Source organism: Lewinellaceae bacterium (genome assembly GCA_020636105.1).
In the GTDB taxonomy this organism is placed as follows: Bacteria; Bacteroidota; Bacteroidia; order Chitinophagales; family Saprospiraceae; genus BCD1.
Genome location: JACJYL010000001.1, coordinates 1,573,673 through 1,600,308, shown reverse-complemented (window position 1 = coordinate 1,600,308; position 26,636 = coordinate 1,573,673). Strand labels below are relative to the sequence as shown.

At 45.6% G+C, this 26,636-nt stretch carries 16 protein-coding genes; 14 read left to right on the top strand and 2 right to left on the bottom strand.

Annotation, left to right across the window (positions count from 1 at the left end):
* Positions 1 to 34: 34 nt before the first annotated feature.
* From H6571_05905 to H6571_05850, 12 genes are all read left to right on the top strand, one after another.
* The gene (locus H6571_05905; GenBank protein ID MCB9323259.1) at positions 35 to 3,259 is read left to right on the top strand and encodes a PD40 domain-containing protein; all 3,225 of its coding nucleotides are present in this window, start codon (positions 35 to 37) and stop codon (positions 3,257 to 3,259) included.
* Between the two features lie 11 nt (positions 3,260 to 3,270).
* Entirely contained in the window at positions 3,271 to 3,753 is a 483-nt protein-coding gene (locus H6571_05900) for a hypothetical protein (GenBank protein ID MCB9323258.1), read from the top strand.
* A gap of 33 nt (positions 3,754 to 3,786) precedes the next feature.
* Entirely contained in the window at positions 3,787 to 4,692 is a 906-nt protein-coding gene (gene deoC, locus H6571_05895; protein MCB9323257.1) for a deoxyribose-phosphate aldolase, read from the top strand.
* A gap of 136 nt (positions 4,693 to 4,828) precedes the next feature.
* Positions 4,829 to 6,283 (top strand): aldehyde dehydrogenase family protein, encoded by a 1,455-nt coding sequence (locus H6571_05890; GenBank protein MCB9323256.1) that lies wholly within the window; start codon positions 4,829 to 4,831, stop codon positions 6,281 to 6,283.
* Positions 6,284 to 6,443: 160 nt separating this feature from the next.
* A complete protein-coding gene (locus H6571_05885) occupies positions 6,444 to 7,331 on the top strand; it encodes an aldehyde dehydrogenase family protein (GenBank protein ID MCB9323255.1) in 888 nt (295 codons plus the stop codon).
* A 14-nt stretch (positions 7,332 to 7,345) separates the two neighbouring features.
* Entirely contained in the window at positions 7,346 to 10,132 is a 2,787-nt protein-coding gene (locus H6571_05880; GenBank protein ID MCB9323254.1) for a hypothetical protein, read from the top strand.
* Between the two features lie 97 nt (positions 10,133 to 10,229).
* Positions 10,230 to 12,098: a DUF3131 domain-containing protein gene (locus tag H6571_05875; GenBank protein ID MCB9323253.1), complete on the top strand. Its 1,869-nt coding sequence runs from the start codon at positions 10,230 to 10,232 to the stop codon at positions 12,096 to 12,098.
* Positions 12,099 to 12,164: 66 nt separating this feature from the next.
* Entirely contained in the window at positions 12,165 to 14,876 is a 2,712-nt protein-coding gene (locus H6571_05870; protein ID MCB9323252.1) for a T9SS type A sorting domain-containing protein, read from the top strand.
* A gap of 199 nt (positions 14,877 to 15,075) precedes the next feature.
* On the top strand, positions 15,076 to 16,485 hold the full coding sequence (locus H6571_05865) for a Tat pathway signal protein (protein MCB9323251.1): 1,410 nt from the start codon (positions 15,076 to 15,078) through the stop codon (positions 16,483 to 16,485).
* A 49-nt stretch (positions 16,486 to 16,534) separates the two neighbouring features.
* Entirely contained in the window at positions 16,535 to 18,736 is a 2,202-nt protein-coding gene (gene bglX, locus H6571_05860) for a beta-glucosidase BglX (GenBank protein ID MCB9323250.1), read from the top strand.
* Positions 18,737 to 18,774: 38 nt separating this feature from the next.
* The gene (locus H6571_05855) at positions 18,775 to 21,765 is read left to right on the top strand and encodes a TonB-dependent receptor (GenBank protein ID MCB9323249.1); all 2,991 of its coding nucleotides are present in this window, start codon (positions 18,775 to 18,777) and stop codon (positions 21,763 to 21,765) included.
* A 34-nt stretch (positions 21,766 to 21,799) separates the two neighbouring features.
* The gene (locus H6571_05850) at positions 21,800 to 23,266 is read left to right on the top strand and encodes a RagB/SusD family nutrient uptake outer membrane protein (GenBank protein ID MCB9323248.1); all 1,467 of its coding nucleotides are present in this window, start codon (positions 21,800 to 21,802) and stop codon (positions 23,264 to 23,266) included.
* A gap of 110 nt (positions 23,267 to 23,376) precedes the next feature.
* On the opposite strand, the gene H6571_05845 is transcribed toward H6571_05850, so the two are convergent.
* Positions 23,377 to 24,090 (bottom strand): hypothetical protein, encoded by a 714-nt coding sequence (locus tag H6571_05845; GenBank protein MCB9323247.1) that lies wholly within the window; start codon positions 24,088 to 24,090, stop codon positions 23,377 to 23,379.
* 212 nt (positions 24,091 to 24,302) lie between these two features.
* Here H6571_05845 and H6571_05840 point away from each other — a divergent pair, with 212 nt between their 5' ends.
* The gene (locus tag H6571_05840; protein MCB9323246.1) at positions 24,303 to 24,830 is read left to right on the top strand and encodes a DUF3575 domain-containing protein; all 528 of its coding nucleotides are present in this window, start codon (positions 24,303 to 24,305) and stop codon (positions 24,828 to 24,830) included.
* A 314-nt stretch (positions 24,831 to 25,144) separates the two neighbouring features.
* Here H6571_05840 and H6571_05835 read toward each other — a convergent pair whose 3' ends face one another.
* Entirely contained in the window at positions 25,145 to 25,798 is a 654-nt protein-coding gene (locus tag H6571_05835) for a YggS family pyridoxal phosphate-dependent enzyme (protein MCB9323245.1), read from the bottom strand.
* Between the two features lie 110 nt (positions 25,799 to 25,908).
* Between H6571_05835 and H6571_05830 the strand changes: the two genes are divergently transcribed.
* Entirely contained in the window at positions 25,909 to 26,127 is a 219-nt protein-coding gene (locus H6571_05830) for a hypothetical protein (GenBank protein ID MCB9323244.1), read from the top strand.
* The last annotated feature ends 509 nt before the right edge of the window (positions 26,128 to 26,636 follow it).

Genomic DNA, 26,636 nt, shown 5'->3' with positions numbered 1-26,636 from the left:
CTTGTCGGCAATTTATCTATCAACACATATCAAAATGAAGAAATTTTTCCTGATTCACCTGACATTTCTTGTCTTTTCTTCCCTTTTTGCCCAGTCCTCGGATTTATTATTAAGACACCCTTCCCTCAATGCTGACGGTTCCCAGGTAGCCTTTTCCTGGCAGGGGGATATCTGGACGGCTCCTTCACGAGGAGGCGAAGCGAGAAGACTGACCATTCATGAAGCCTATGAGGCGGCCCCCCAATGGAGTCCTGATGGACATTCCATTTGTTTCCTGAGTAACCGCTTTGGCAATTATGATTTGTTTGTCACGGGTACGCAGGGAGGAGCTCCCCAACGGCTGACTTACCACTCAGCCAATGACGGCAGGGCCAATTGGGGGCCAGATGGCGAGATTTATTTCATGACCCGCAGGGGTTTTGCTCAGGTGGAAAGAGAATCCGAAATACACAAAATAAGTGCGAACGGCGGTACACCAGAACGGGTTCTTGATGCCCTGGGATCCAACCCGGCACCTTCTCCCGACGGGCGATATATTGCTTTTGAACGGGGTTCCTGCCGTATGGAGCGGGAAGCTTATAACGGGCCGGCAAACAGGGATATATGGCTCTATGACAACAAAAATGGAAAGTATATTCAGGTTACCGACTCTGAATTTCAGGACATTTACCCTGATTGGGGGAAGGATGGAAAATTGTATTTCCTGAGTGCCCGTTCCGGAAAGTACAATCTTTTTTCCGTTGATATTATGGATGGTGCCGTAAACGGCCAGCCCCAACGACTGACTAATTTCAAAGACGACGGCATCCGGTACTTCGACGTTTCGGCAGATGGCCAAAAAACAGTTATGGAGCGGGGGATGGATATTTACCTGATGAATACCAGCGGTAAAGATAAACCTGCTAAAATAGACATCACGGTGAGTAATGATTATCGCTTTGATCCGGTCGAAAAAAAGACCTTTTCCGACAACGTGAGGGGGTACAATGTTTCTCCCAATGGAAAATGGGTCGCCCTGAATGTTCGGGGTGAAATTGTGGTAAAACAAAATGATAAAGAAAAGGAACGCACTAAAGTGCTCACCACCAGCCCGGCCCTTGATCAGTTGCCGCAATGGCTCAATGATACTACCTTACTTTTTGTCTCCGACAGGAAGGGCAATAAAGACATTTTTATGATCAGGTCGCTGGATACTGCTGAGGTGAATTTATTCAAGACCTTTAAAATGGATATTACCCCCGTCACCAGTACCCCGGAAGATGAAAGTCGTTTTGTTCTTTCTCCTGACCGTAAAAAAATTGCCATTCAGCGAGGCCGTGGTTTATTGCTTACTGCTGATATAGACGCAGCAGGGGCTTTATCCAATGAAATCGTTTTGCTTGATGGCTGGGATACCCCTTCCGGAGTGACCTGGAGCCCTGACGGCAAATGGCTGGCTTATGCGTCCGAGGATCTCGATTTCAATGCTGAAATTTTTATCCATGCGGCCGACAACAGTAAACCACCTGTCAATGTAAGTATGCATCCCCGTCCTGACGGATCACCGGTATGGAGTGCTGATGGAAGTAAATTGGGTTTCGTATCGGAAAGAAATAATGCCGATGCAGACATTTGGTTTGCCTGGCTGAAGAAGGAGGATTGGGAAAAAACCAAACTCGATTGGGAAGAGGAAAAAGACGATCAGGATTCCAAAGAGCATGGTAAAAATGGCAGAGCGAAAAAAGACTCGACTGAGGTACAGACCATTCAGATAGATTTTGAAGGCATTTACGACCGGTTGCAGCAGGTAACGGCTTATCCGGGCAATGAAGGGGATCTTGAAATTTCAAAAGATGGGGAAACCTTTTATTTTTCTGCTAACGGCAGTGGCCGCAACGGAAACAGTACCAAGCAAAATTTTATGAGCATCAAATGGGATGGTACCGACCCCAAAGTGATGTTGGATGATAAATCCCTGAACAACCTTCAGTGGGATGAAAAATACCAAAACCTTTACTTCCTTTCCGGGAGTAAATTAAATAAATTGATGATTTCCGGGAAAAAAGCTGAACCTCAGCCCTTTTCTGCCAAACTGGAGATCGATCATCCTAAGGAAAAGGAACAGATCTTTGAGGACGGCTGGCGTGCCTTACGCGATGGGTTTTACGACCCTGACTTTCATGGGAAAGACTGGAATGCCCTGAAAGTAAAATACAAAAAATATGCCATGGCCGCCTCCACCAGCCAGGATTTTAGGGTGATGTTCAATGAAATGCTGGGGCAACTCAATGCCAGCCACATGGGGATGTACGGTTCCGATCCTGAAGAATTACAGCGGGATCAGACCGGCTTGCTGGGTGTCGAGATCAAACCACTGGGAAGGCAGGGGGTACAGATCACCCATATCGTTCCCAACAGTCCTGCAGCTCATGAAACCAGCAAATTAGCCGTTGGGGAGATCATTACCGCTGTCAACGGAACTTCGGTTGATGGTAATGACAATTTTTATGCCTTGTTCGACGGTACCGCAAATGAAAGGACCTTATTGACGGTAAAAGCATCGGATGGCACTTCGAGGGAGGTGGTGATTCGACCGGCGGCCTCCCTGAATACGGAAAATTATGAAGCATGGGTGCTGGAACAAAAACGTCTTACCGACCTTTATTCCAATGGTCAGCTGGGTTATATTCACATCCGTGCCATGGGGTGGGAAAGTTTTGAGCGTTTCGAACGGGAGCTCATGGCCAGCGGTTATGGCAAAAAAGGCATTGTGATTGATGTACGTTATAATGGCGGCGGCTGGACCACCGATATGCTCATGGCGGTGCTTACCGCAAGGCAGCATGCCTACACCATTCCCCGCGGGGCGGCCAAATCGCTTAAAGAACATGAAAAATTCAAGAATCACTATCCTTATGGAGAACGCCTGCCCTTCCCGCCGCTCATGGTGCCTTCTGTTGCATTGTGCAATGAAAGCAGTTATTCCAACGCAGAGATATTTAGCCATGCTTATAAAAATCTTGGGATAGGTACCCTGGTCGGAAAGCCTACCTTCGGTGCCGTGATCTCTACAGGATCCTATAGATTGGTCGATGGCAGTTATGTTAGAATGCCCTTCCGCGCCTGGTTTGTAAAGGCGACTGAAAAGAATATGGAACACGGTCCTGCAGTACCTGATGTGATTGTGGAAAATACCCCGGACGCCAAGGCTAACGGCAAGGATGAACAGTTGAAAAAAGCTGTTGAAGTTTTAATGGAACAAATTGCTAATAATCATTAGATCATTAATTTATGGAACAGAAAGCAAAGGTAAACCAAAGTGTCGTGCTGAGAACGGTATTGATCAGTAGCATAATTTTGGCTATCTTACTGACCCTGTTACACCTTTTTGTCTCGAGTATTATCCAGGCGGAAAAGGTGCTTTTGGGGATCAAGCTGGTCATTTTCTGGGTGGTAGTGACCGGTACCTTGAGAAGTGTGGCAAAGATCAGGAAGCATATCGGCGGCTTATGGTTGTTATTGACCGGACTGTTGGTGTCGGGATTAGGAATTGTTTTTCATTTGCTTGCCTTGCAGATCATTTCGGCATTAAAGAATGATACGGCCCTTGATCTCAGTATCAATTTCCGGTCGGTCGGATTCTATGTGCTGGTTGGCGTGATCGCTTCGATTATTTCCCTGATCAACCTTAAGGTGAAAAGTGAATTCTGGGGCAATGTTTTGGAGGTTCTTTTCATTGCGGCACTGGCCGTATTGTTTTTTTGGCTGGTGTAAATTTAACGGACAAAAGTTATGGCATCAAAAGTTATGTTGAAAACAAAAGTCGATTTCCTCCTGAGTCCGCGAGTGGACCAGGTGGGCATCATTGAACGTGCCGCCCGTTTCCAGACGCGCAGCATTAAAAACGAAACAAAGGTGGAAGGGCTTAAAATGGTCCTCAATATGATAGATCTGACGACCCTGGAAGGTAAGGATTCGCCCGGGAAAGTGCGTCAGATGGCTTATAAAGCCAAACATCTGCACGATGCTTATGAGGGGCTTCCTACGGTGGCGGCAGTTTGTGTTTATCCTTCCCTGGTGAGGGTGGCGAAAAAGGAGCTGGAAGGAACGGATATCGGAGTAGCCTCCGTGGCGACGGCTTTTCCAAGCGGGCAGTCGGCTCTGCATATCAAACTGGAGGAGACCGCGTATGCTGTGGGAGAAGGGGCCGATGAAGTGGACATGGTCATTTCGCGGGGAAAGTTCCATGCGGGAGAGTATAATTATGTTTTTGATGAGATCGCAGCGGTCAAGGAAGCCTGCGGTAAGGCGAGGCTCAAGGTTATCCTGGAAACGGGAGAGCTGGGATCATTCGACAAGGTGCGCCGGGCAAGTGATATTGCCATTTTGGCCGGGGCGGATTTTATCAAGACTTCGACCGGAAAAATAAGTCCGGCGGCGACGATGCCTGTAACCCTGGTGATGCTTGAAGCTATCCGTGATCATTACATGAAAACAGGAACGATGATAGGCATGAAACCTGCCGGTGGTATTTCGAAATCGAAACTGGCCCTACATTACCTCATCATGGTCAAAGAGGTGCTTGGCGAGCCGTGGCTGGACAATCACTGGTTCCGTTTTGGGGCTTCGAGCCTGGCCAATGATGTGTTGATGCAGCTGGTGAAACAGAAAACAGGAGCGTACCAGTCGGCAGATTATTTTGCTCTGGATTGAGGATTTGACCCGGGCAGGCCGGAGCGTTAAGCGCAGGTCGGCGCAAGGATGAGCAGGACAAGGGATAGGAACGAAGTGGAGCGGAGTGGATAGCCCGGTGCTAAGTGAAACGCAAGCATGGCCCAAAATAAAAGACATGAGTAAGAAAAAAAACAATACATGGGAGCTTTCTCCCGCGCCTGAAAGTACCGGGCATGTTCAGATAAAACCTGAATACGGGCTTTTTATCAACGGGGCATTTGTTCCGCCGGTGGAGGGAAAATATTTTGACAGCATTAATCCTGCTACCGAGGAAAAAATTACCCGGATTGCCCTGGCAGGGCCGAAGGATGTGGATCTGGCGGTAAAGGCTGCACGGAATGCTTATGAGAAGGTATGGTCTAAAATGCCGGGCAGCGAGCGCGCAAAATACATTTACCGGATTGCACGACTGATCCAGGAGCGGGCTCGTGAATTTGCCGTGCTGGAGTCCATGGACGGCGGCAAGCCCATCCGGGAATCGAGGGATGTGGATATTCCATTGGTGGCGGCTCACTTTTTCTATTATGCCGGCTGGGCGGATAAGCTCGACTATGCTTTTCCGAACAGGAAACATCGCTCCATCGGGGTGGCAGGGCAGATCATCCCGTGGAATTTCCCGTTGTTGATGGCTGCCTGGAAGATCGCGCCGGCCCTGGCTACCGGTAATACGGTGGTCATCAAACCTGCGGAAACGACCTCCCTGACGGTGTTGAAACTCGCTGAACTCATCCAGGAGTCCGGCCTGCCGGAGGGCGTGGTGAATGTGGTGACCGGAGCCGGAGAAACGGGTGCGGCCATTGTGCAACATCCTGATATCGATAAAATTGCCTTTACCGGCTCGACGGAAGTGGGGAAAATCATTCAGCGTTCCATTGCCGGTTCAGGAAAAAAGCTGACGCTGGAACTCGGGGGCAAGGCTGCCAATATCATCTTTGAGGATGCGGCGATCAACCAGGCGGTGGAAGGGATCGTCAATGGTATTTTCTTTAACCAGGGACACGTTTGTTGTGCCGGCTCCCGCCTTTTTGTGCAGGAATCGGTTTATGAGGAGGTGATCGATAAGTTGAAGCACCGAATGGAATCGCTCATTGTGGGCAATCCGTTGGATAAAAATACCGATGTGGGGGCCATCAATTCAGCCAGCCAGCTGGAAACCATTGAGCATTATCTAAAGGTGGGAAAAGAGGAAGGAAACGAGTTTTACCAAAATACCTGCGCTCTTCCAGAAAAAGGATATTGGTGCAGGCCGACGTTATTCCTCGATGTGGCTCAGTCCAGTGTGCTGGCCCGGGAGGAAATTTTCGGTCCTGTGCTGGCCGTGCAGACCTTCCGGACGATCGATGAGGTGATCAGCAAGGCCAATAATACAGAATATGGGTTGTCGGCCGGTGTGTGGACGGATAAAGGGTCCAAGATCTTTAACCTGACGTCCCAAATGAGGGCTGGGGTGGTCTGGGCGAATACCTATAACAGGTTTGATCCGACTTCTCCTTTTGGAGGGTATAAAGAAAGTGGTTATGGCCGGGAAGGGGGATTGCATGGGTTGGAGCCGTATTTGAGGTTTGGGTAGGTTTTTCTTTGACCTTAAACGCAAAGATCGCAGAGGTTTCCGCCAAGAACGCATAGTATTTTTTTTAACTTATTAACCTATTTGACTTTGCGTCCTTTGCGGTTAAATATTTCGGAAAGGACCTTACCTTAAAAAACGAAAGAGTTCAAAAACACACATCATGGAAAAAAAACGCATTGAAGTATTGAAGACCTATAAATTGTACATCGCCGGAAAATTTCCCCGCACGGAATCCGGACGTTATTATGCGCCTAAGGATAAAAACGGCGTGATCCTGGCGAATGTATGTTTGGCTTCGCGGAAGGATTTTCGCAATGCGGTGGTTGCCGCCAGGGCGGCATTTGGTAAATGGAGCAGCCTTACGGCTTATAACCGGAGCCAGATCCTTTACCGGATCGGGGAGATCCTGGAAGACCGGAAAATGCAGTTCGAAACCGAGCTGGTTCGGCAGGGCGCGACTCAAAAAGCAGCCGGACAGGAAGTATTGCAGGCTATTGACCGGCTCATTTATTATGCAGGGTGGTGCGACAAATACCAACAGGTGGCCGGAACGATTAATCCGGTGGCCAGTGATCATTTTAATTTTTCGGTTCCTGAGCCCATGGGGGTTGTGACGATTTTTGCCGATCAGGAAACTTCCCTGATTGGGCTGGTATCTGCGGTGGCGGCTACCATAGCGGGAGGCAATACCTGCATTGTGCTGGCCTCGACGGAAAAGCCGCTTTCGTCCATCACTTTTGCTGAAGTATTGAATGATTCGGATGTGCCGGGAGGGGTGGTTAATATCCTGACAGGAGAAATCGGTGAAATCATTAGCCATGCCGGGGTACATATGGATGTAAATGCAATCGTTTATTGCGGGAGCAATAAAGAACACATAAAGATGCTGGAAGAAAAATCCACCTCAAATGTCAAACGTATCCGGGTTTACGATAAAGACTGGATGGATCAGGAAGCCCAAAGTTTATATTATGTTACCGATCTCCAGGAAATAAAAACCACCTGGCATCCCATTGAAAGGATTGGTGGTTCAGCCCCAGGTTACTAATTTCAAAACGGCTTATGATCAGGAGTGTCCGGCCTTTAATTTTACTTGTACTATGTCTATTGATCGGCTCGCCAGCCTGGGCTCAACTCCTTCCGCGAACCCTCAATTTTACCAAGGAAAACTACAGGGCGCACAATCAAAACTGGATGATCGCCCAGTCGCCGGAGCAGAAGATGTATTTTGGCAATACAGAAGGCTTACTGCAATATGACGGGCTGGTCTGGAAACTTTTTCAACTGCCTCATCATCAGGCGATAAGAGCTGTGTTCTGTGATGAAAAAGGCCGTATTTTTACCGGAGCCTTTGGCGATTTCGGGTATTGGGAAGCCGATGAATCCGGGCTTTTGAATTACCATTCCCTGATCGATTCCCTGATTCTGGAAGAAGCGCGGAAGGAGGAGATATGGCACATCTTTTGCAATGAGCATTTTGTATTTTTTCAGTCTTTTTCTTCCATTTTTGTGTATGATTACCAAACAGTTAAGGTGCTCAAACCTCCGGGAAACATCATGTATGCCTTTGAGGTGAACGGGACTTTTCTGGTGCAGGTGATCGATAGCGGGATCTATCGTTTTTCGCACGAGGGGAATTTTGAGTTGATCCCTTCTTCAATGTTTTTATCGGATAAAAAAGTGATGAGTATCATGCCTTTAGGGGACGGGGATTTTTTGGTCGCGACAGCCAATGGAGGAGTGTACCAGTTCCGGAATGGCAGGTTTTCGGTTTGGGAAAATGAGGCGCAGCAAGCCTTCAAGGATTATCAGCTCAATAAAGGAATTACGCTTTCCAGCGGGCAGCTTGCTTTCGGAACGATCCTTGACGGACTCTATATCCTCGATAAAAACGGGGAGATTCTCACTCATATCAATCAAAAATCCGCCTTTCAGAACAATACGGTTCTGGCTCTTTTTGAAGACCACCGGCACAATCTGTGGTGTGGTCTGGATAAAGGGATTGACCTCGTAGAATTGAATACCCCGCTAAAATATTTTATTGACAAAACGGGGGTGGAAGGTACCGTTTATGCAGCCTGTAAATACGGAGACCGCTTATACCTTGGCACCAACCAGGGGCTTTTTGTCAAAAAATGGGATGCTCTTAATGATTTTTCTTCCCGGGGAAATTTTAGGATTGTGGAGGGGAGTCAGGGGCAGGTTTGGGAACTCAGGGTCTTTGACGGCCAGTTGGTTTGTGGGCATAATGAGGGTACTTTTTTGGTTCAGGACGAAAAAATAAAAAAAATCTCCAACGTTACGGGAGGGTTTGCGGCCATTGAGGTTCCCGGGAAGAAAGATTTTTTACTACAGGGCACTTATACCGGAGTGGTTGTTTTCACAAAAGACAAATCAGGACAATGGGTTTTTGATCATCGTATGGAGGGTTTTCTTGAGCCTGTTAAAAGTTTGTTTCTGGATGTCGGGGGCAACTTGTGGGTGGCCAATCCAATCCAGGGACTGCACAGGCTTGTGCTCTCTGAAGATTTGCAGCGTATTACCTCTATTAAATCTTTTGCGGAAGCCGATGGTTTGCCGGATAATTTCAATGTAGATATTACTTCATTCAATGATACCTTATTGTTTAAATCGGGGGACAGATATCATATTTTTGACAGCCTCTTCCAAGCCTTTAAGGTTTTTGCGGAACCTCCCTTTGATACCGGGGGATTTAAAGTCAGACAGTTTGGGGAGAATGATTATTTTAAAATATTTAAAAACAAGGTGGAATACTCCGATGGGAAGCAGGCCAAAACGTTTAACTTGACTTTGGTCCCACGATATGAAACTATTTTGCAACTGGAGCCTGACTTTTTTATGTTATGCCTTGATGATGGTTTTGCCCTGTTGGATAAAAAGGAATTGAATACCCGGTATCCTTTTCCCGGACCGGCCATTGAGGCGGTTGAAGTTTTCGGAAAAAAGATCAGGCGCATGGAAGCGAATCCCTTCACGGAAGTTATTACGTTTTCTGCGCAGGAAAATAATCTGCGGTTCTATTTTTTTCAACCGGTTTTTACCCAAATCCCCGAATTGATGTACCAGTTGGAAGGCTATGATGCCCAGTGGTACGATGCCGAAGCACGCTCGTTTAAGGAATTTACGAATTTGCCGGCGGGAAAATACGTTTTCAGGATCAAATCACTTCTCACCCAGCAGGAAGATTCCTTTTCCTTTTCTATCCGGCAGAAATGGTATAAAAGTGCCTGGATTTTGTTGGTTTATTTGGGGGCCTTGTCTCTGTTTGGAATCATCTTTTATCAGATGCACCTTCGGAGGCTCAAGAAAGAAAGGCAAATTTTTGAAGCCGAGCGGGAACGTGTCCTGCGCGAACAGGAAATAAAATCAAACAACGAAAAGCTCAGTTTGAAACTTGTAAACAAAACAAAAGAACTGGCCAATTCCACCATAGGGCTGATCCGTAAAAATGAAACCCTCCAACAGGTGAAAAATGAATTGATCAAAATCCGGAAAGAAAAACCCTCCAGGGTTGAAGGAAGAGATTATCAAAAAATATTGCATCTCATCGATGTGAATCTCACCTCGGAACAGGATTGGGAAATCTTTGAGACTAATTTCAACCAGGTCCACGAACATTTTTTTAAAAAATTAAAAGAAGAATTCCCTGATCTGACTCCCGGGGATTTGAAATTAGCAGCCTATCTCAAGATGAATCTGACTTCAAAGGAAATCGCCCCTCTGCTCAATATTTCCATTCGTGGCGTAGAGAATAAACGATACCGCCTCCGGATGAAAATCGGGCTTCCGGCCTCGGAAAACCTGACAGAGTTTATGATCCGTTTTTAATCAGTAAAATTCAATTGGCGTAGTCGTGGTGAGGTGTTAAAATAGGAAGTGAGGTTAAATTTGAGTATATTTACGAATACTAACTGTAAATAAAATCATGTTTGAAACAAGCACCTCCATATTTATTCTCAGAAAATGGTCGACTGCGCTGTTTTTTGTTTTTTTACCTTTTCTGTTTTATGCTCAGCCGGATGCTCCCAGTGGGCTTTCTGTCCAAGGATATGATAGTCATCTTGAACTAAAATGGAATCCAACCTCTGATCCTTCTGTCAGTGGCTTCCGCATTTACAAAAGAATATTGCCTGACGGACTTCAGGAGCAGGCGGGTTATGTGGGCGTTTTTTCTACCGATTATATCGATTTTACAGGAAGGCAGGATATGTCCGTTGAATACACCTTAAGGGCGGTAGACTTTTTAGGATTAGAAAGTGCAGATTCGGCACCCGTCACCGCTTCCACCTTTGAAATGACAGATGATGAATTGCTGACCATGGTGCAGCAATACACTTTCAGGTATTTTTGGGATTTCGCACATCCTGTCAGCGGGATGGCCAGGGAGCGCAATACAACGAGTATAGTAACCTCCGGCGGTTCGGGTTTTGGCATTATGGCCATTGTAGTAGCAGTGGACCGAGGATTTATCACTTATGAACAAGGTCTGGAAAGGATGATCAAGATCGTCAACTTCCTGGAGCAGGCGGATCGTTTTCACGGAGCCTGGCCGCACTGGATGAATGGCGGCACAGGAGAAACCATTCCCTTTAGTCAGTATGATGATGGCGGAGATATAGTGGAAACTGCGTTTTTGTTGCAGGGATTGTTGACGGCCCGTCAATATTTTAACGGGGCCAGCGAAGAAGAAACAGGATTGTACGATAAGATCACCCAATTATGGGAAGCCATGGACTGGCGCTGGTACCGCAAACAAACACAGAATGTGCTCTATTGGCATTGGTCGCCTAATTATGGCTGGCAGATCAATTTTGCTATTCGCGGATTCAATGAAACCCATATCGTCTATCTCCTGGCCATTGCCTCCCCAACCAATTTTGTGCCGGCAAGTTTGTATGCCAATGGATGGGCAGGAGGCAATTATACCAACAATGGCACTTATTACGGTTACCCGTTGGAGGTAGGACCGGCATTTGGAGGGCCACTGTTTTTTGCTCATTATTCTTACCTGGGCTTTGATCCGCGGGGCATCAAGGATGCTTATACCAATTATTATAACCGGAATTATTTCCAAACGTTGGTCAACAGGGCCTATTGCATTGATAATCCTGAAAACCACGAAGGATATTCTGATGTATGCTGGGGACTGACGGCCAGTGACAATCCATGGGGATACCTGGCCCAGGAACCTACTGCCTCAAGAGATAACGGGACCATTACCCCGACGGCGGCTTTGTCTTCCATGCCCTATACGCCACAGTTCTCCATCCAGGCTTTGAAGCACTTTTACCGGGATCACGGAGACCGTTTGTGGGGAAAGTATGGGTTTTATGATGCTTTTAACCTGGATCAGAACTGGTTTGCCTCTTCGTACCTGGCCATCGACCAGGGGCCCATCATTTGTATGATCGAAAATTACCGAACCGGATTATTGTGGGACAATTTTATGAACAACGAAGAGATCGCTCCCGCCCTGGAGGCCATCGGTTTTGTACCCGACAGTACCAACGTCAGCCTGGAAACTATTGAAGCAAAAACGATCGGAATGAGCCTTTCTCCCAATCCGGCTTCAGAAACGGTAGTCCTGGAAATGAACCTCGAGCAAAAAGAAAACCTGAGCATCATCCTTTTTAACGCTGCAGGCATTAGGATCAAAGATTTTATGCTAAACCGTGAGGTGCAATCCGGAACACAACAATTTAAACTCAATATAGAAAAAGACACAAAAGGACTCTGTTTTATCGTCGTTCAGACGGAAAAATGGAGGACGGCACAACCGATTATCGTGGAGTAAAACTCCAATTTCTTAACTCTGATGGAAAGTATAAATTTTACTTACTATCTTTTTAAAACTATTATCATGAGGAATTATTTACTTACTATGCTGGCCATGCTTACTTTGGCCTTTTCCGTAAACGCTCAAGTCGTTTACGAAGATTTTGAGGGAACTCCTTTAACCTGGAATCCCTTTGGAGACGGGGTATTCAACGGGGTCGTTGATAACCCTGACGTGGCGGGTATTAACAGCTCTGCCAAATGTGGTTCCTATACCAAATCAGGTGAACATTCTTATTCATTGTTGATTGCCGTGTTGGATGCACCGATTGATCTCTCTGTTAACAACGAATTTCACTTAATGATCAATGCCCCCGTGGCTACACAGGTACTCTTTAAACTGGAAGGAGACGGAGAGTTTATTGAAGCGACTAAAAATATTGCGACCGCCAATGTCTGGCGTGAGTATGTTTTTGATTTCAGTGGTGCTGCCGGAATGACTACCATTTCCAAGATCATCATTTTCTTCGATCCGGGGGTGACGGAAAGTACCGATACTTATTTGTTTGACAATATTGTGGCCTATCCTGCAGGCGTTTGTGCCGGAACAGTACCACAACCGGGCCTGATGGACGATTTTGAATGTCAGCGCAATGTCTCTTATGGCGGCGGATGGCAATATTTGGAAGCCATTACCAATCCTGATGCCAGTGGAATCAATACCAGTTCGATGGTTGGAGAATTTACGGATTTGGTAGGAGAGCCTTGGTCTGCTTTGGCCATTGACTATAATAATCCTATTGACTTGTCCACCAACAATCAATTCAAAATTAAAATCTGGTCTCCTAAAGTTTGCCAATTCCTGTTCAAACTTGAAGCCGGCGTATCTCCTCAGAAGGAAATATGGCAGGATATTACTGAAATCAATACCTGGGTGGAATACACTATAGATTTCAGCGATCAGGCCAATGCAAACCATAAGAGATTGGCGATTTTCTTCAACGGAGGTCAGGATGGCGTAGAGGGCGATATTTATTATATCGACGATATGAGGATGGAACCAGCTCCTGCTCCTGAAGCTTTGGAAGATTTTGAAGACGGACAAAGCCTGGGATGGATGCCTTTTGGAGGAGATACCGAAAACAATGGTACATTTGGTGGGGTTATCGCCAATCCGGATGCTTCAGGCGTCAACGACAGCCCGAATGTTGGAAAATACACCAAAGGACTTTCTGTATGGAGTACTTTGACAGCCATTCTTCCTGCCGGTCTTGACTTGTCCGTCAATCCACAGTTGAACCTGGATGTTTGGGCCCCTGCGGGTTCTCAAAGTGTTATCATGAAATTGTTTAGCCCTTTGGAAGGAAATAAGGAAGTTTCCCGCGATATTACTGCCACAGAGCAGTGGGTAACGCTGGAATTTAACTTTGACGCATTCAGCAGCATTACTGATTTTGAAAGTGTGAGTCTCATTTTTGACGGAGGTACGGATAATGCAGGAACCATGTATTTCTTCGACAACCTGGCGCAGTCCCAAAGCACCATAGATCCTTGTGAAGGAGTGGTGGCCATTCCTAACATACTCGACGACTTCGAATGCCAGCGTAACGTTGTTTACGGGGGAGGAGCCGATCTGCTTTCCGTCATTGACAATCCAGATGTTTCTGCCGCTAATCCTAGTTTGAAAGTGGGTGAATATGTGGATCCATTTGATGAATGGTCAGCACTGGGATTTGAAAGCGGGGGGGCATGGGACCTTTCTGTTTACAACCAGTTTACGATTAAAATATGGTCTCCTGCGGAAGTGCCTTTGTTGTTCAAACTGGAAGGTGGATCATCTCCACAAAAAGAAGTATGGTTAGATGGAAACACGACTGCCGGGGAATGGGTGGAATATACCGTAGATTTTAGTGATCAGGCTGCTGAAGACCATGCCAGGATCGTCGTGTTTTTCAATCCGGGAAATATTCAACCCGAACAATATAACTATTACGTGGACGATGTAAAATGGAAGCGTGCCAATTATAGCGGATGTGTTGCAGATAATGAAACTGTAAATACCACTATTTCCAATTTTATCTATTTTGCCAACGGTCACCTTGAGCAGGAAGACAACCAATTGAAAATAGTTGAAAATCCTGTTCCTGGAGGCATTAATACAAGTACAATGGTTGGCAAATTTACCAAAGCTTCTGATTCCGATCCATGGGCAGGTGCTTTTGCCGCACTGGACGCTCCTATGGATTTTGGTCCCACCAAAATTGCCAAGGCCAAAGTATGGATGAACCATATCGGAAATTTTGCCCTTAAACTGGAAAATTCTGCCACTGGTGCTGAGAATATTGAACTTCCGGTGGAAAATACAGTGACCAATGAATGGGAAGAATTGATTTTTGATTTTTCTTCTATTCCGGACGATTCCCAATTTAGGACGCTGACTATTTTCTTCGATTTGCTCATTGATGCAACGGGAGAGGATGTGACTTCTTATTTTGATGATATTGTAATTGGTGATTACAGCTGCGGTACAGTAGGGGTTTTTGAACCTGCTGAAGTTCCTTCCCTGAGCGTTGCTCCAAACCCGGTTCAGGATCAATTAACCGTTGAGGCAGACCAGGAAGTAGGAACCATATTGATTTTTAATGCAATAGGACAACAAGTGGTCCGGACGGTATTTACCAACGGAAACCATAACCTTTCCATTGACGTAGCCAACCTTGAGAAAGGAATGTATTTCCTTTCACTGCTGGATACCCAGGGAGCTTTGATAGGTAAAGCAAAATTTGTAAAGGAGTAAAATACATGCTTGAGCCGGGAATCTCGCCCGAAACTCACGGATGCTCCAAAAGTTTATATTGATAAGTAGATTTATCGAATTTTATGGTAATCGTTTTGTCGCCAGGGAAACCTGGCGGCATGACGATTTTTATCTCGTTTCCTCTTTGGAATACTTATCAACAGCATCCCAACCTTTCATTTTTTGTAAAACCAGTCAAATGCCAAAATCCATTTTTTTTACCAAAATCGGTCTGCCCGTTTTTATTTTTCTGCTGGTATCGGCCTGTGATGTTCAGCATAATCCAACAGAGACTAATCTGGTCGAAGCGGTTCCTTTTAGCCTCGACGAACTACAGAACAGGACCTTTGATTATTTTTGGGAACTGGCAGATACTTCCAATTTTCAAATTCCTGACAGGTATCCCCAAAAGACTTTTTCGAGTATTGCGGCTACGGGTTTTGGCCTGACTTCTTATATCGTAGGGGTTGAAAAGGGTTATGTTTCCAGAGAAGATGCGGCGGCAAGGGTACTCAATACGTTAAAAGTACTTTTTGAATTGCCGCAAGGAGACCAGGAAGCCGGAAAGTCGGGATACAAAGGATTTTTTTATCATTTTCTGACTTATGAAAAGGCAACCCGCTACAAAAACGTAGAACTTTCTACTATCGATACGGCTTTGTTGATGGCCGGAATGCTCAGTGTTCAATCTTATTTCAACCAGGATGATCCAACAGAGGAAAAAATCAGGAATATGGTGGATGCGCTGTACCGGCGTGTGGAATGGGACTGGTTTATGACGGATGAAGGAGTCATGTCTATGGGATGGAAACCGGAGAGTGGTAAGATCAATTACAACTGGACCGGTTATTCTGAAGGCATGATACTTTATATCCTGGCTTTGGGGTCGCCCACTCATTCCATTCCTGCTGATGCCTGGACCAACTGGACAAAAACCTACCCATGGGATACTTTCCAGGGGCAGACTTTTGTTAATTATTCTCCATTATTCGTCCACCAGTATTCCCATATGTACATTGATTTCAAGGGAATTCAGGATGCCTACATGAAAGAAAAAGGGATCGATTATTTTGAAAATTCCAGAAGGGCTACCCTTGCCAACAAAAATTACTGCCTGGAAAACCCCAGGTCCTGCGTTGGATACGCTGAGAATAACTGGGGCCTAACCGCTTGTGACGGACCCGGATACAAAGAAGCCGAAGTCAACGGTCAAAAATGGCTGTTCCTGGGATATTCAGCGCGTGGCGCCTCATCCGTTTATACTACCGATGACGGAACTATTGCCCCTACTGCAGCAGGTGGCTCCATGCCTTTTGCCCCCGAAATATGTTTGCCTGCTTTAGCCTTTATGTGGGAAACCTACTATGATGATCTGGTAGGACCTTATGGCTTTAAAGATGCTTTTAACCTAACCTGGACGGACGATAAAACCGGAAAGCAGGGGTGGTTCGATGATGACTACCTGGGCATAGACCAGGGGCCCATCCTGATCCAAATAGAAAACTATCAATCAGCATTGATTTGGAATGTAATGAAAAATAATCCTTACATCGTACAGGGGCTCAAAAAAGCCGGGTTTACCGGAGGCTGGCTGGAAGATGTTCAATAGAAAATTTTATATTATGAAGATTAAAATAACACTGTTTTTCACTTTTGGAATGGTTCTTACGGCTTTCCTTTCCATTCTTGGGTGCAAGGTCAGCCAAGCGGTTGTTCCGGAGGGGAATGGGATGGGGCGGGTAGATTCCCTGCTACATTTGATGACATTGGATGAAAAAATCGGCCAGTTGACCCTTTTTACCAGTGACTGGGTCGTTACAGGTCCGACGATGAGAGATAGTTATAAGGAAGACATTAAATCCGGTAGGGTAGGTTCCATCTTTAATGCCCATACAGCAGATTATACCTGTGAATTGCAGCGCATCTCTGTTGAGGAAACCCGGCTGGGTATTCCCTTACTTTTCGGTTATGATGTCATTCACGGCTACAAAACTATTTTCCCGATCTCTTTGGGAGAGGCTGCCAGCTGGGATTTGAAATCCATTGAGAAATCGGCCAGGGTTGCAGCGGATGAAGCTTCTTCTGCCGGGTTGCACTGGACTTTTGCCCCTATGGTTGATATTGCCAGGGATCCCCGGTGGGGAAGGGTTTCAGAAGGAGCCGGCGAGGACGTTTATTACGCAAAACTCGTCGCTGAAGCCAGGGTCAGGGGATTCCAGGGGAATGATCTAAGGGCTCCGAATACGGTAATCGCCTGTGCCAAACACTACGCCGCCTATGGAGCTGCCCAGGCAGGGAGGGATTATCATACAGTGGATATTTCTGAAAGAACGCTGAGAGAGATTTATCTCCCTCCGTTCAAAGCTGCACAAGAGGCAGGGGTGAAGACTTTTATGACTTCTTTCAATGAATTGAATGGCGTACCGGCCTCGGGAAATAAAATGTTGCTAACCGATATCCTCCGCGACGAATGGGGTTTTGATGGTTTTGTGGTAACGGATTATACCTCCATCAATGAAATGGTGGATCACGGAAACGTGGCGGATGAAAAAGAAGCCGGTGAACTGTCCTTTACCTCCGGGGTGGATATGGATATGCAAGGGGCCGTTTATTACAATTACCTTGCTCAATCTGTGGCAGAAGGAAAGGTAACAGTGGAACAGATAGACCGGGCAGTCAGGAGAATTCTCACCATAAAAGAAGCGCTTGGATTGTTCGACGATCCTTACAGATATTGCCATCCCTCAAGGCAGGCGGCCACCTTATTGTCGGATAAAAACCTCGCATTTGCCAGGGAAGTGGCCCGGAAATCCATCGTGTTGCTAAAAAATAAGAATAAAGTGCTTCCCGTGGACAGGAATAAAAAAATTGCGCTGATTGGGCCCCTGGGCAATGCCCAGTATGAATTATTGGGCTCATGGCACGGGGCGGGCGATGCCAAAGATTGCGTGACGCCCCTCACAGGCCTCCAGGCACAGACCACTGCTGAAATAACCTACGTGAAAGGATGTGACCTGAACAGTGAGGACCGCTCTGGTTTTGCTGAAGCGACGGAGGCAGCCAACGCGGCGGATATTGTTGTTCTGGCCATAGGAGAAGGGGCCGATATGAGCGGGGAAGCCGCCAGTCGCTCCGAGATCGGTCTGCCGGGGGTACAGTTGGAGTTGGCAAAGGAAATGATAAAAACCGGCAAACCCGTTATCGTCATTTTGATGAATGGAAGGCCCATGGCTATTCCGTGGCTGGCTGAAAATGCGGATGGAATACTTGAAACCTGGTTCCTGGGTTCCCAGGCAGGAAATGCCATTGCTGACGTACTTTTTGGGGCATACAATCCTTCCGGGAAATTGCCGGTGACCTTTCCAAGGAATGTAGGGCAGGTGCCCATTTTTTATTACATGAAAAATACGGGTCGCCCGATGGATCCGAATGACAAATACACCAGCAAGTACCTCGACGTGGATAATTCGCCGCTTTATCCTTTTGGATTTGGATTGAGTTATACCACTTTTAATTACACAGATCTAAAAGTGAATAAACCCGTATTTAAAGTTTCAGATGAAATAACGGTTAGTGTCAAAGTGACCAACACGGGGAATTATGACGGAGAAGAGGTCGTTCAGTTGTATATCCGGGATTTGGTAGGCAGCGTCACCAGGCCCGTGCGGGAGTTGAAGGCATTTGAAAAGGTTTTTATAGAAAAAGGAAAATCAAAAACCGTTTCTTTTGTGCTTACTGCGGAAGACTTCAAATTCTTTGACATCGATATGAAATATACGACCGAACCGGGGGATTTTGAAATTTTTGTGGGCACCAATTCGGATGCCAGCCTTTCCAAAAAAATTAAATTGGTAGATTAAACATCTTTGATGTTTTTATGCTCTAAAAATACTTGCTTATGAAAAATTCAATCTTTAACAGAATACTATTTTCCCTTTTGGCATTATGCACAGGGACAGGCCTTTTTGGTCAAATGATTTCAGTTAATGGTCTCGTTACAGAAGATAACGGTGAGCCATTGTATGGGGTCAATATTTTAGTAAAAAGTTCCGGGGACGGAACAATCACCGATTTTGACGGAAAATTTGAGTTGAAAAATATTGCCGTCAACGATACCCTTGTTTTTTCCTACCTGGGGTTCGATACTCAGAATGTTCCGGTTAACGGCCGTTCCCTGATCGACGTAATAATGAGCTCTTCTTCGGAATTGCTTGACGAGGTGGTCGTCGTCGGATACGGTATCCAGCGAAAAAGTGATGTGACCGGGGCCATTACAAGGGTGAAATCTGAAGAGATTCAAAAAATTCCTACCACATCGGTTGACCAGGCATTGCAGGGCAAAGTAGCCGGCGTGCAGGTAACTCCCTCATCAGGAGAACCGGGAGCCAATGCTGTGGTAAGAATCCGGGGAGTCGGTACCCTGAATACTGCATCGCCCATTTACGTTGTGGACGGAGTCATCCTGGATGACATTGGTTTTTTGAATATGAATGATGTAGAGTCCATCGACGTACTCAAGGACGCTTCTGCTACGGCCATTTATGGCTCAAGGGGGGCAAACGGGGTTATCATCGTCTCGACAAAAAAAGGAAAGGCGAATTCTGAAACCCGTTTCCAGTTCTCTACCTATTACGGAGTGCAGGATGTGGTCAAAAAGATCGACCTGGTCAATGGAACGGATTTTGCCATTTTGGCGAATGAGACTGCCGTCAATGAAGGGGTTTCTCCCCTCTATGATAACCCTGAGCAATACGGTGAAGGCACCGATTGGCAGGATGTCATTTTTCAACGGGCTCCGATACAGAGTTACCAGCTTAGTGCCTCCGGAGGTTCTGATAAGTTGATCTTTAACCTGAGCGGGAATTATATCCGGCAGAACGGGATCATACGTCAGTCGGAATTCGATCGTTTTACTTTCAGGATGAATAATGAGTACCTGTTGACCGATAACGTTCGTTTTGGGCATAATTTATCTTTTATGCTGAGTGGCAATGTGAGAGACCCGGGTGTTTTGGGAAATGCTTACCGGGCTTATCCTATTTATTCGCCACGGGACTCCAGCGGCAACCTTTCAGATACGGCCCCTGTGGGCAATCCTGAAGCTCAATTTGAATTCAACAACAACAATGAAAAGAAGCAGCGCCTTTCAGGAAACGTTTATGCTACGATAGATTTCCTCAAAAATTTCACTTTCAAAAGCAGTTTGGGGGTTGACCTGGTTTATTTGAATTCCCGACGGTTTACGCCGGAATTTTATGTATCTCCAAGTCAGCAGAATCCCGAAAACCAGATTTCCATTGGCACTTACCGGGGTAAGAATATCGTATGGGACAATACGGTGACCTTCAGCAAATCCTATAAACACAGTAACCTCTCGGTGATGGGAGGAGTATCTATGCAGGAATTTTACGGAGAATCACTAGGAGGCTCCCGAAAAAATATTCCCGGAGATACGGAAGAGTTTTTTTACCTGGATGCGGGACCGCAGGATTTTCAGACCAATTACAACGGGGCTTCCAGTTGGGGGTTGTTCTCTTACCTGGCGCGGGTAAATTACAGTTTGAACGACCGTTACCTGGCCACCGTGAATTACCGGGTGGATGGTTCTTCAAAGTTCGGAGCCAACAATCGTTACGGCCATTTCCCTTCCTTTTCTTTGGGTTGGATCGCATCCAATGAAGCCTTTTTCCCGACCTCGGAAATGTTTTCCCGCTTGAAATTCAGAGCTGGTTACGGAGCCATCGGCAATGATAAAACCGATATTTTTGGATTGTACCCCAGCCAGGCAACTGTTTCGGCCGGCCAGGATGCTGTTTTTGGAACCGGTGAAGTGCTCAATTATGGAGCTACGCTGCTTGCTTTGGCGAATCCCGATTTGAAATGGGAGGCCTCCCGTCAGTTTAATGCTGGAGTGGAAGCCGGTTTTTTTGCCAACCGCCTGACCACCGAAGTCGATTTTTATAATAAAGTCACCAGCGGCGTTCTGATCAGGGTAGATATCCCCCAATACGTCGGGGCTGAAGAACCTCCCGTGCTGAATGCCGCGGATGTACTGAATCGCGGATTTGACATCTCCGTAAACTGGAGAGAAACCGGAATTTTTTCCTACAATTTCGGGGTGGTAGCCTCAACCGTATACAATGAGGTATTGTCGCTGGGAGAAGGAAAGGAATTCCTGCTGGGCGGTGATCTTGGCGTAGGAGGAAAACGGATTACCCGTACTATTCCCGGGCTGCCGATCGGCGCATTTTACGGTTATGAAATTGAAGGCATTTTTCAGAATCAGCAGGAGATCGAAAACAGTCCGACCATCGGGGATGAGAAACCCGGTGATTTTAAATTCAGAGACCTGAACGGAGACGGGGTGATCACGGCAGATGGCGATAAAGCCTACCTGGGCAGTTCCATCCCTGATTTTATTTTCGGCTTTAGCATGGGGGCAAGTTATAAAGGCCTTGATTTTAGCATCGATTTCAACGGACAAACGGGAAATATGGTGGCCAATGCCAAGAAAGCTGCACGGTTTGGGACCTATAATTATGAGGTTTCTTACCTGGATCGCTGGACCGGTGAAGGTACGAGCAATACAGAACCCAGGGTGACCAACGGTGGACACAACTACCTGGAATCCGAGTGGTTCCTCGAAGACGCCTCCTATATCAAACTGAGAAATGTGCAGTTGGGATATACTTTGCCGGAAGCATTGATCCAAAAACTGAGATTCAAAAAAATCCGTTTTTATGTTAGTGGCACCAACCTGATGACCTGGAGTAAATACAGCGGTTATACGCCAGAGATCGTTTCTGAATCTGTATTGAGCAACGGGGTAGATCAGGGAGTATTTCCTTTGGCCAAGACCTACACTTTTGGAATAAGTGCAGATTTTTGATCACAGTGGCCTCTTCACCTTTAAATTAAGTAAAATGAAACTTACAAAAATAATATTAAGTCTTTTGGTCCTCCTGATATTTTCCTCTTGTGTGGATGATATCCTGGATAAGAAAAAACCGGCTGAACTTTCTTCTGATACTTATTTTCAGACCGAAAATCATGCCCTCTGGGCCACCAATGCTATTTACAACCAGTTGAGAGACTGGGATGTACACGTATTCGCTTATATTGGGCTTACGGATATAATTTCCGACGATTCCGACAAGGGGAGTCTGCCCAATGATGCCAATTTTTTGACTGAAGTCGATAACCTCACCTTTGATGCTTCCAATACTGCTTTTTTAAGTGTATGGTCAGGATATTACAGGCTCATCTACAGAGCCAATCTCGTGCTTGAAAATGTGCCGGATATTGAAATGGACGAAGGCCTTAAGGAGCGTCTTTTGCATGAGGCCCGATTCCTGAGAGGGTATGGGTATTTCAATCTCGTCCGATGGTTTGGTGGCGTACCTTTGATTGACCACCCCCTGGAATCCAGTGAATATTCCCAGACCCGGGCAACGGCCACCGAAGTTTACGATTTTATCATTGCCGATTTATTGGCAGCCGTGGATAAGTTGCCTGAAAAATCCCAATATTCCTCCAGTGATCTCGGCAGAGTGACCAAAGGGGCCGCACGCGGGATGTTGGCCAAAGTTTATCTTACGTTGGGAGATTATGTAAATGCTGAGAAATACGCCATGGAAGTCATCAATTCCGGCCAGTATATGCTCTATCCCAATTATGCTGAGATCTTTCGCCAAATCGGAGAAAACAGCAGCGAATCCCTTTTTGAAGTGCAGGTGGCCGCCTATGAAGAGGGTGGGGGAAGTACACAGTTCAACCAGGTGCAAGGGGTGAGAGGTTCCCCGAACCTGGGCTGGGGATTCAACAGACCTTCAGACAACCTGGTGACTTCTTATGAGCCAGGGGATCCCAGGAGGGAAGCGACTGTCTTATACGTAGGGGAAATATTGCCCGACGGCTCTTCTGTGGTGCAGGATAATCCGGCATTGTTCAACGAACGCTACAACCAAAAAGCCTGGGTAGGTCCACACCCCGGATTCCAGGAAAACGGACAGGGTAATATCCGAATCCTCAGGTATGCCGATGTTATGTTGATCGCAGCCGAAGCGTTGAATGAAAACAACAAACCCGAAGAGGCACTCGTTTTGCTGAACAAGGTGAGGGCCCGTGCCCGGGGCAGCAACAGTTTTATTTTGCCTGATATTACTGAAACCGGTAAAGACGCCCTCCGTCAGCGTATCTGGCGCGAAAGAAGAGCCGAACTGGGGATGGAACAGCAACGCTGGTTTGATATACAACGCCAGCAGCGGGCGGCGGCTGTCATGCAGGGAGTGGGCAAGGCCTTTGTGGAAGGTAAACATGAATTGCTTCCCATTCCTCAATCAGAAATTGATCTGAGTGGAGGAGTTTTATCACAGAATCCGGGATATTGATTTCCGTCCATTAAAAATCAACAAGAGCTGTGAATGCACGAATAATTTAATAAAAACGATTTGTGTATTCACGGCTCTTTTTTCGATTCTTTATTTTACAACATTAAATATCATTCACTGCCCAACAAATCCCAGCCAAAACCACTTTGTGTCCACCAGCCGTAGTGTGAGGTGCGGATCATGCCATTTAAATTAGAATAGATGTAGGTGGAACCAGGCCCATCTACCTGCATGAAAGCATTCAGGATAGAGATGTTTAGGTTTTCGTAGGGGGTACCAAACAGTTCATAAAAAGGGTCATAAGCCGTTTGATCACATTCACAATAAGAAAGGGAAGTTTTCCAGCCCACAATATCTGCCTCCTGGTTGGTGAAGTTGCTAAGTGCCAGAGTCTGATCGTTGTGCCAGTAGAGTAAACTCAGGATGCCATATTCAGCTTCAGGGTGATAAATTTTGATGGAGTCGAGGTGGGTTTTTAAATAGTACTGGTAGGTACTATCAGCCATATAATAAACGCCATCAGGTAATGGATCAGAACCCGGGGTCAGGTATTCCTTTACCAAAAAACCATTTTCATCTTGTGCTACAATTTCTGCGATTAATGTATCATGGAGATATTGGTAATCATCATTGGCCTGGTTATTAAAATATTGGTTTCCCTGGAGTAATACATAGGCACTTTTTTGCCCCACTTCCAACCCACAAAACATGATGGGATTATCGTTGAACACGGTCAAAGTATCCGTGGGAACAAATGTTTCCGTTGACAATTTGGTACAGGAGCTAATAAATACAGCTAAGATGAAAAAAAAGAGGTATCTCATTCTAATTAATTTTGTTGTGATGCTTCCTAACCCGTAAGACCCCTTTTAGATAAAAAAGGTTGGATATTTGATTTTATCAAACGTCCGTATTGCTCTTTTTCATTTCCTTAACGTTTCAGTTAATCTATTGTTATTCCGGTAATTTTTTTTGAAAGAAAGGGTAAATCCGCTTATTTTCGGACTAAATACTAAATCACCTAAAACTTCTGATCATGAAAAACTTTTTTTTAATTACCCTTTTTTCGCTGCTCTCTTTTACTGTTTTCGCCCAAAGTAATGTACGACTCGGGTACCAGGGCGTTTTTTATCCTCATATAGGGGAAACGTTTTTCGGACCGAACGCTTCGGTGGAGGCCAATATGGGAAACCACTTTAGCTTAAATCTCAATATCGGATATCTCAAAGATCATCAGGTAATTGCCGTGAATTCGGATATCATTACACGGTCCTTGAAATTTGAACCTGAAATCAGATTTTTTCCGAGGCAAGGGTTAAAAGGGTTTTTTGTAGGAGCCAGGATGTCCTATTCCAATTTTTCATCTGTTTTAAAGCAGGGCAATGAACGGGTGTCTTTCCCCACTCCCGGAGAGGATTCCGTTTTCGGATTTGGAGGGGTTTTGGGATTCCAGGCAAACTTCACCGAGCATTTGATGCTGAGTACTTCCGTAGGGCTAGGAGTCGAATCTGAAAACGGTGAAGCCATGCCTTCCCTTACGATAGGGATGGGATATAGGTTTTAATCGAGTTTAAATGATAATAATCATGAGTCATCCCGAATTTCATCTAATCAGATTAAATTCGGGATTTTTATTTCACAAAAGAAATAAACCGCAAAATTTAAAACAAGTAACCGCAAAATTTAGAAGTGTTTGGGTCGTGGGTTAGGTGTTTTGCGACAAAAAATGACTTTTTTCCAAAACCCAAACCTTTTGCCCACTCACTTTTACACCTGCCTTCCTGCGTCAGCAGGCAGGTTTTACATTTAAAAAATACTTCAAATAATCAAAAAATTTCTATTTCAGACAGTTTTTGAAAATTCGGGATGCCTCATGTTTTATTCCCTTTCGCCAAACAGCAGCGTACCGATCCTCACCATGGTAGCTCCCTCCTCCAGGGCAATTTCATAATCGCCTGACATGCCCATCGAAATTTCACAAAATGCTTCGTCCCCGGCAAACCAATTTGCCTTGAGTTGGTCAAAAATGCCCTTAAGCTTTTTGAACTCCTGCCTTACTTGTTCCATATCATCTGTGAAAGTAGCCATCCCCATCACCCCAACGATGCGAACATGCTCCATGGGATTTTCTTTAAGGAAAAGCAAAATGGCATTGCCTTCCGCTTCGTCAAGCCCGAATTTTGTTTCTTCCTGGGCAATTTTGAATTGAAGTAAGCATTTGATGACCCGGAGGTGTTTTTGCGCCTCTTTGTTAATTTCTTTCAGGACTTTTAAACTGTCCACGGCGTGAACGGTGTCAATGAAAGGGGCGATATAGCTGATTTTGTTGGTCTGAAGATGGCCAATTTCGTGCCATTCGATGTCTTTCGGAAGGTTTTCAGTCTTTTGTAAAAGTTCCTGGACACGGTTTTCACCAAAGATCCTTTGTCCCTGATCATACAGCTTCATGATCTCTTTTTCGGACTTTGTTTTGGAAACGGCGACAAGTTTGGCCTGATAGGGTTTTAGTGCTGCAATTATAGTGTTGAACATTTTTATAAGGATTTTAACAAATCTATTAAAATATCGAGATTTTTCTCCCGTTTTAAGGATCAAGTTTTTAGTCCATTGCGTATTAACCAATACGAAAAAAAAATCAGACCATGACAAATGACAAATTCGAAAGAGCCGCCCGTATCAATAAGACCAAAGCATTTTTTTTGACTGTTGCCCTTCATGTAATTCTGATCGGCGGAATTTCCTCTTATGGAAAGGGTTCTGTGGCTGATCTGGTTCCCGATAAAGTGAAAAGCCTCCTGGGCTGGGAGCAAAATTCCGATCAGGCAAAAGACAAAAACGACGAAGTTGCCCTTCGCCCTTAATTCTCATGCAGTGTTTTATGACCCGCTAAATATTAAGAGTAAAACTACATAATAAGGCGGAGAAATCCTTCCGCTATAGATTTTCTTGAATCCTTAGGTTGAAACGGAGCGGGGCAGGTAAAACTGCTCTGCTCCTGTTTTTTTTTGCTTCTACCAGGAGACACCTTTTGCCTGTACCCATATCTTGCCTGCGAAGATTTGAATTCATCCTTCTAAGGATATTCCCTACCCGTTTACGCAGACTTCTTTTCCGAACCACAAGCCTTCGAAAACCCCGGAACCCGTATTGACGATACTATGTGTTGGCTTTAGTAGGATTTACCAACCAAATTTTTCAAAGGAGAGCAAAGAATCTGATTGATCCGCTATTCTACCAAATGGTGCAATATCGAACCCTTTCAGCATCTATATTCTTTTGTCGAGCAACATGCTCTTAAGTCCATAGGCCGAACTCACCTTATTTCGCAATTTTTTCCCCCATATGTGGGAATTATGTAACTTATTTTAAA

What these genes read in the sequence shown, in the direction of transcription:
- H6571_05905 (MCB9323259.1), top strand. Translation starts at nt 35, where the DNA reads ATGAAGAAATTTTTCCTGATTCACCTGACATTTCTTGTCTTTTCTTCC.
- H6571_05900 (MCB9323258.1), top strand. Translation starts at nt 3,271, where the DNA reads ATGGAACAGAAAGCAAAGGTAAACCAAAGTGTCGTGCTGAGAACGGTA.
- deoC (MCB9323257.1), top strand. Translation starts at nt 3,787, where the DNA reads ATGTTGAAAACAAAAGTCGATTTCCTCCTGAGTCCGCGAGTGGACCAG.
- H6571_05890 (MCB9323256.1), top strand. Translation starts at nt 4,829, where the DNA reads ATGAGTAAGAAAAAAAACAATACATGGGAGCTTTCTCCCGCGCCTGAA.
- H6571_05885 (MCB9323255.1), top strand. Translation starts at nt 6,444, where the DNA reads ATGGAAAAAAAACGCATTGAAGTATTGAAGACCTATAAATTGTACATC.
- H6571_05880 (MCB9323254.1), top strand. Translation starts at nt 7,346, where the DNA reads ATGATCAGGAGTGTCCGGCCTTTAATTTTACTTGTACTATGTCTATTG.
- H6571_05875 (MCB9323253.1), top strand. Translation starts at nt 10,230, where the DNA reads ATGTTTGAAACAAGCACCTCCATATTTATTCTCAGAAAATGGTCGACT.
- H6571_05870 (MCB9323252.1), top strand. Translation starts at nt 12,165, where the DNA reads ATGAGGAATTATTTACTTACTATGCTGGCCATGCTTACTTTGGCCTTT.
- H6571_05865 (MCB9323251.1), top strand. Translation starts at nt 15,076, where the DNA reads ATGCCAAAATCCATTTTTTTTACCAAAATCGGTCTGCCCGTTTTTATT.
- bglX (MCB9323250.1), top strand. Translation starts at nt 16,535, where the DNA reads ATGGTTCTTACGGCTTTCCTTTCCATTCTTGGGTGCAAGGTCAGCCAA.
- H6571_05855 (MCB9323249.1), top strand. Translation starts at nt 18,775, where the DNA reads ATGAAAAATTCAATCTTTAACAGAATACTATTTTCCCTTTTGGCATTA.
- H6571_05850 (MCB9323248.1), top strand. Translation starts at nt 21,800, where the DNA reads ATGAAACTTACAAAAATAATATTAAGTCTTTTGGTCCTCCTGATATTT.
- H6571_05845 (MCB9323247.1), bottom strand. Translation starts at nt 24,090, where the DNA reads ATGAGATACCTCTTTTTTTTCATCTTAGCTGTATTTATTAGCTCCTGT.
- H6571_05840 (MCB9323246.1), top strand. Translation starts at nt 24,303, where the DNA reads ATGAAAAACTTTTTTTTAATTACCCTTTTTTCGCTGCTCTCTTTTACT.
- H6571_05835 (MCB9323245.1), bottom strand. Translation starts at nt 25,798, where the DNA reads ATGTTCAACACTATAATTGCAGCACTAAAACCCTATCAGGCCAAACTT.
- H6571_05830 (MCB9323244.1), top strand. Translation starts at nt 25,909, where the DNA reads ATGACAAATGACAAATTCGAAAGAGCCGCCCGTATCAATAAGACCAAA.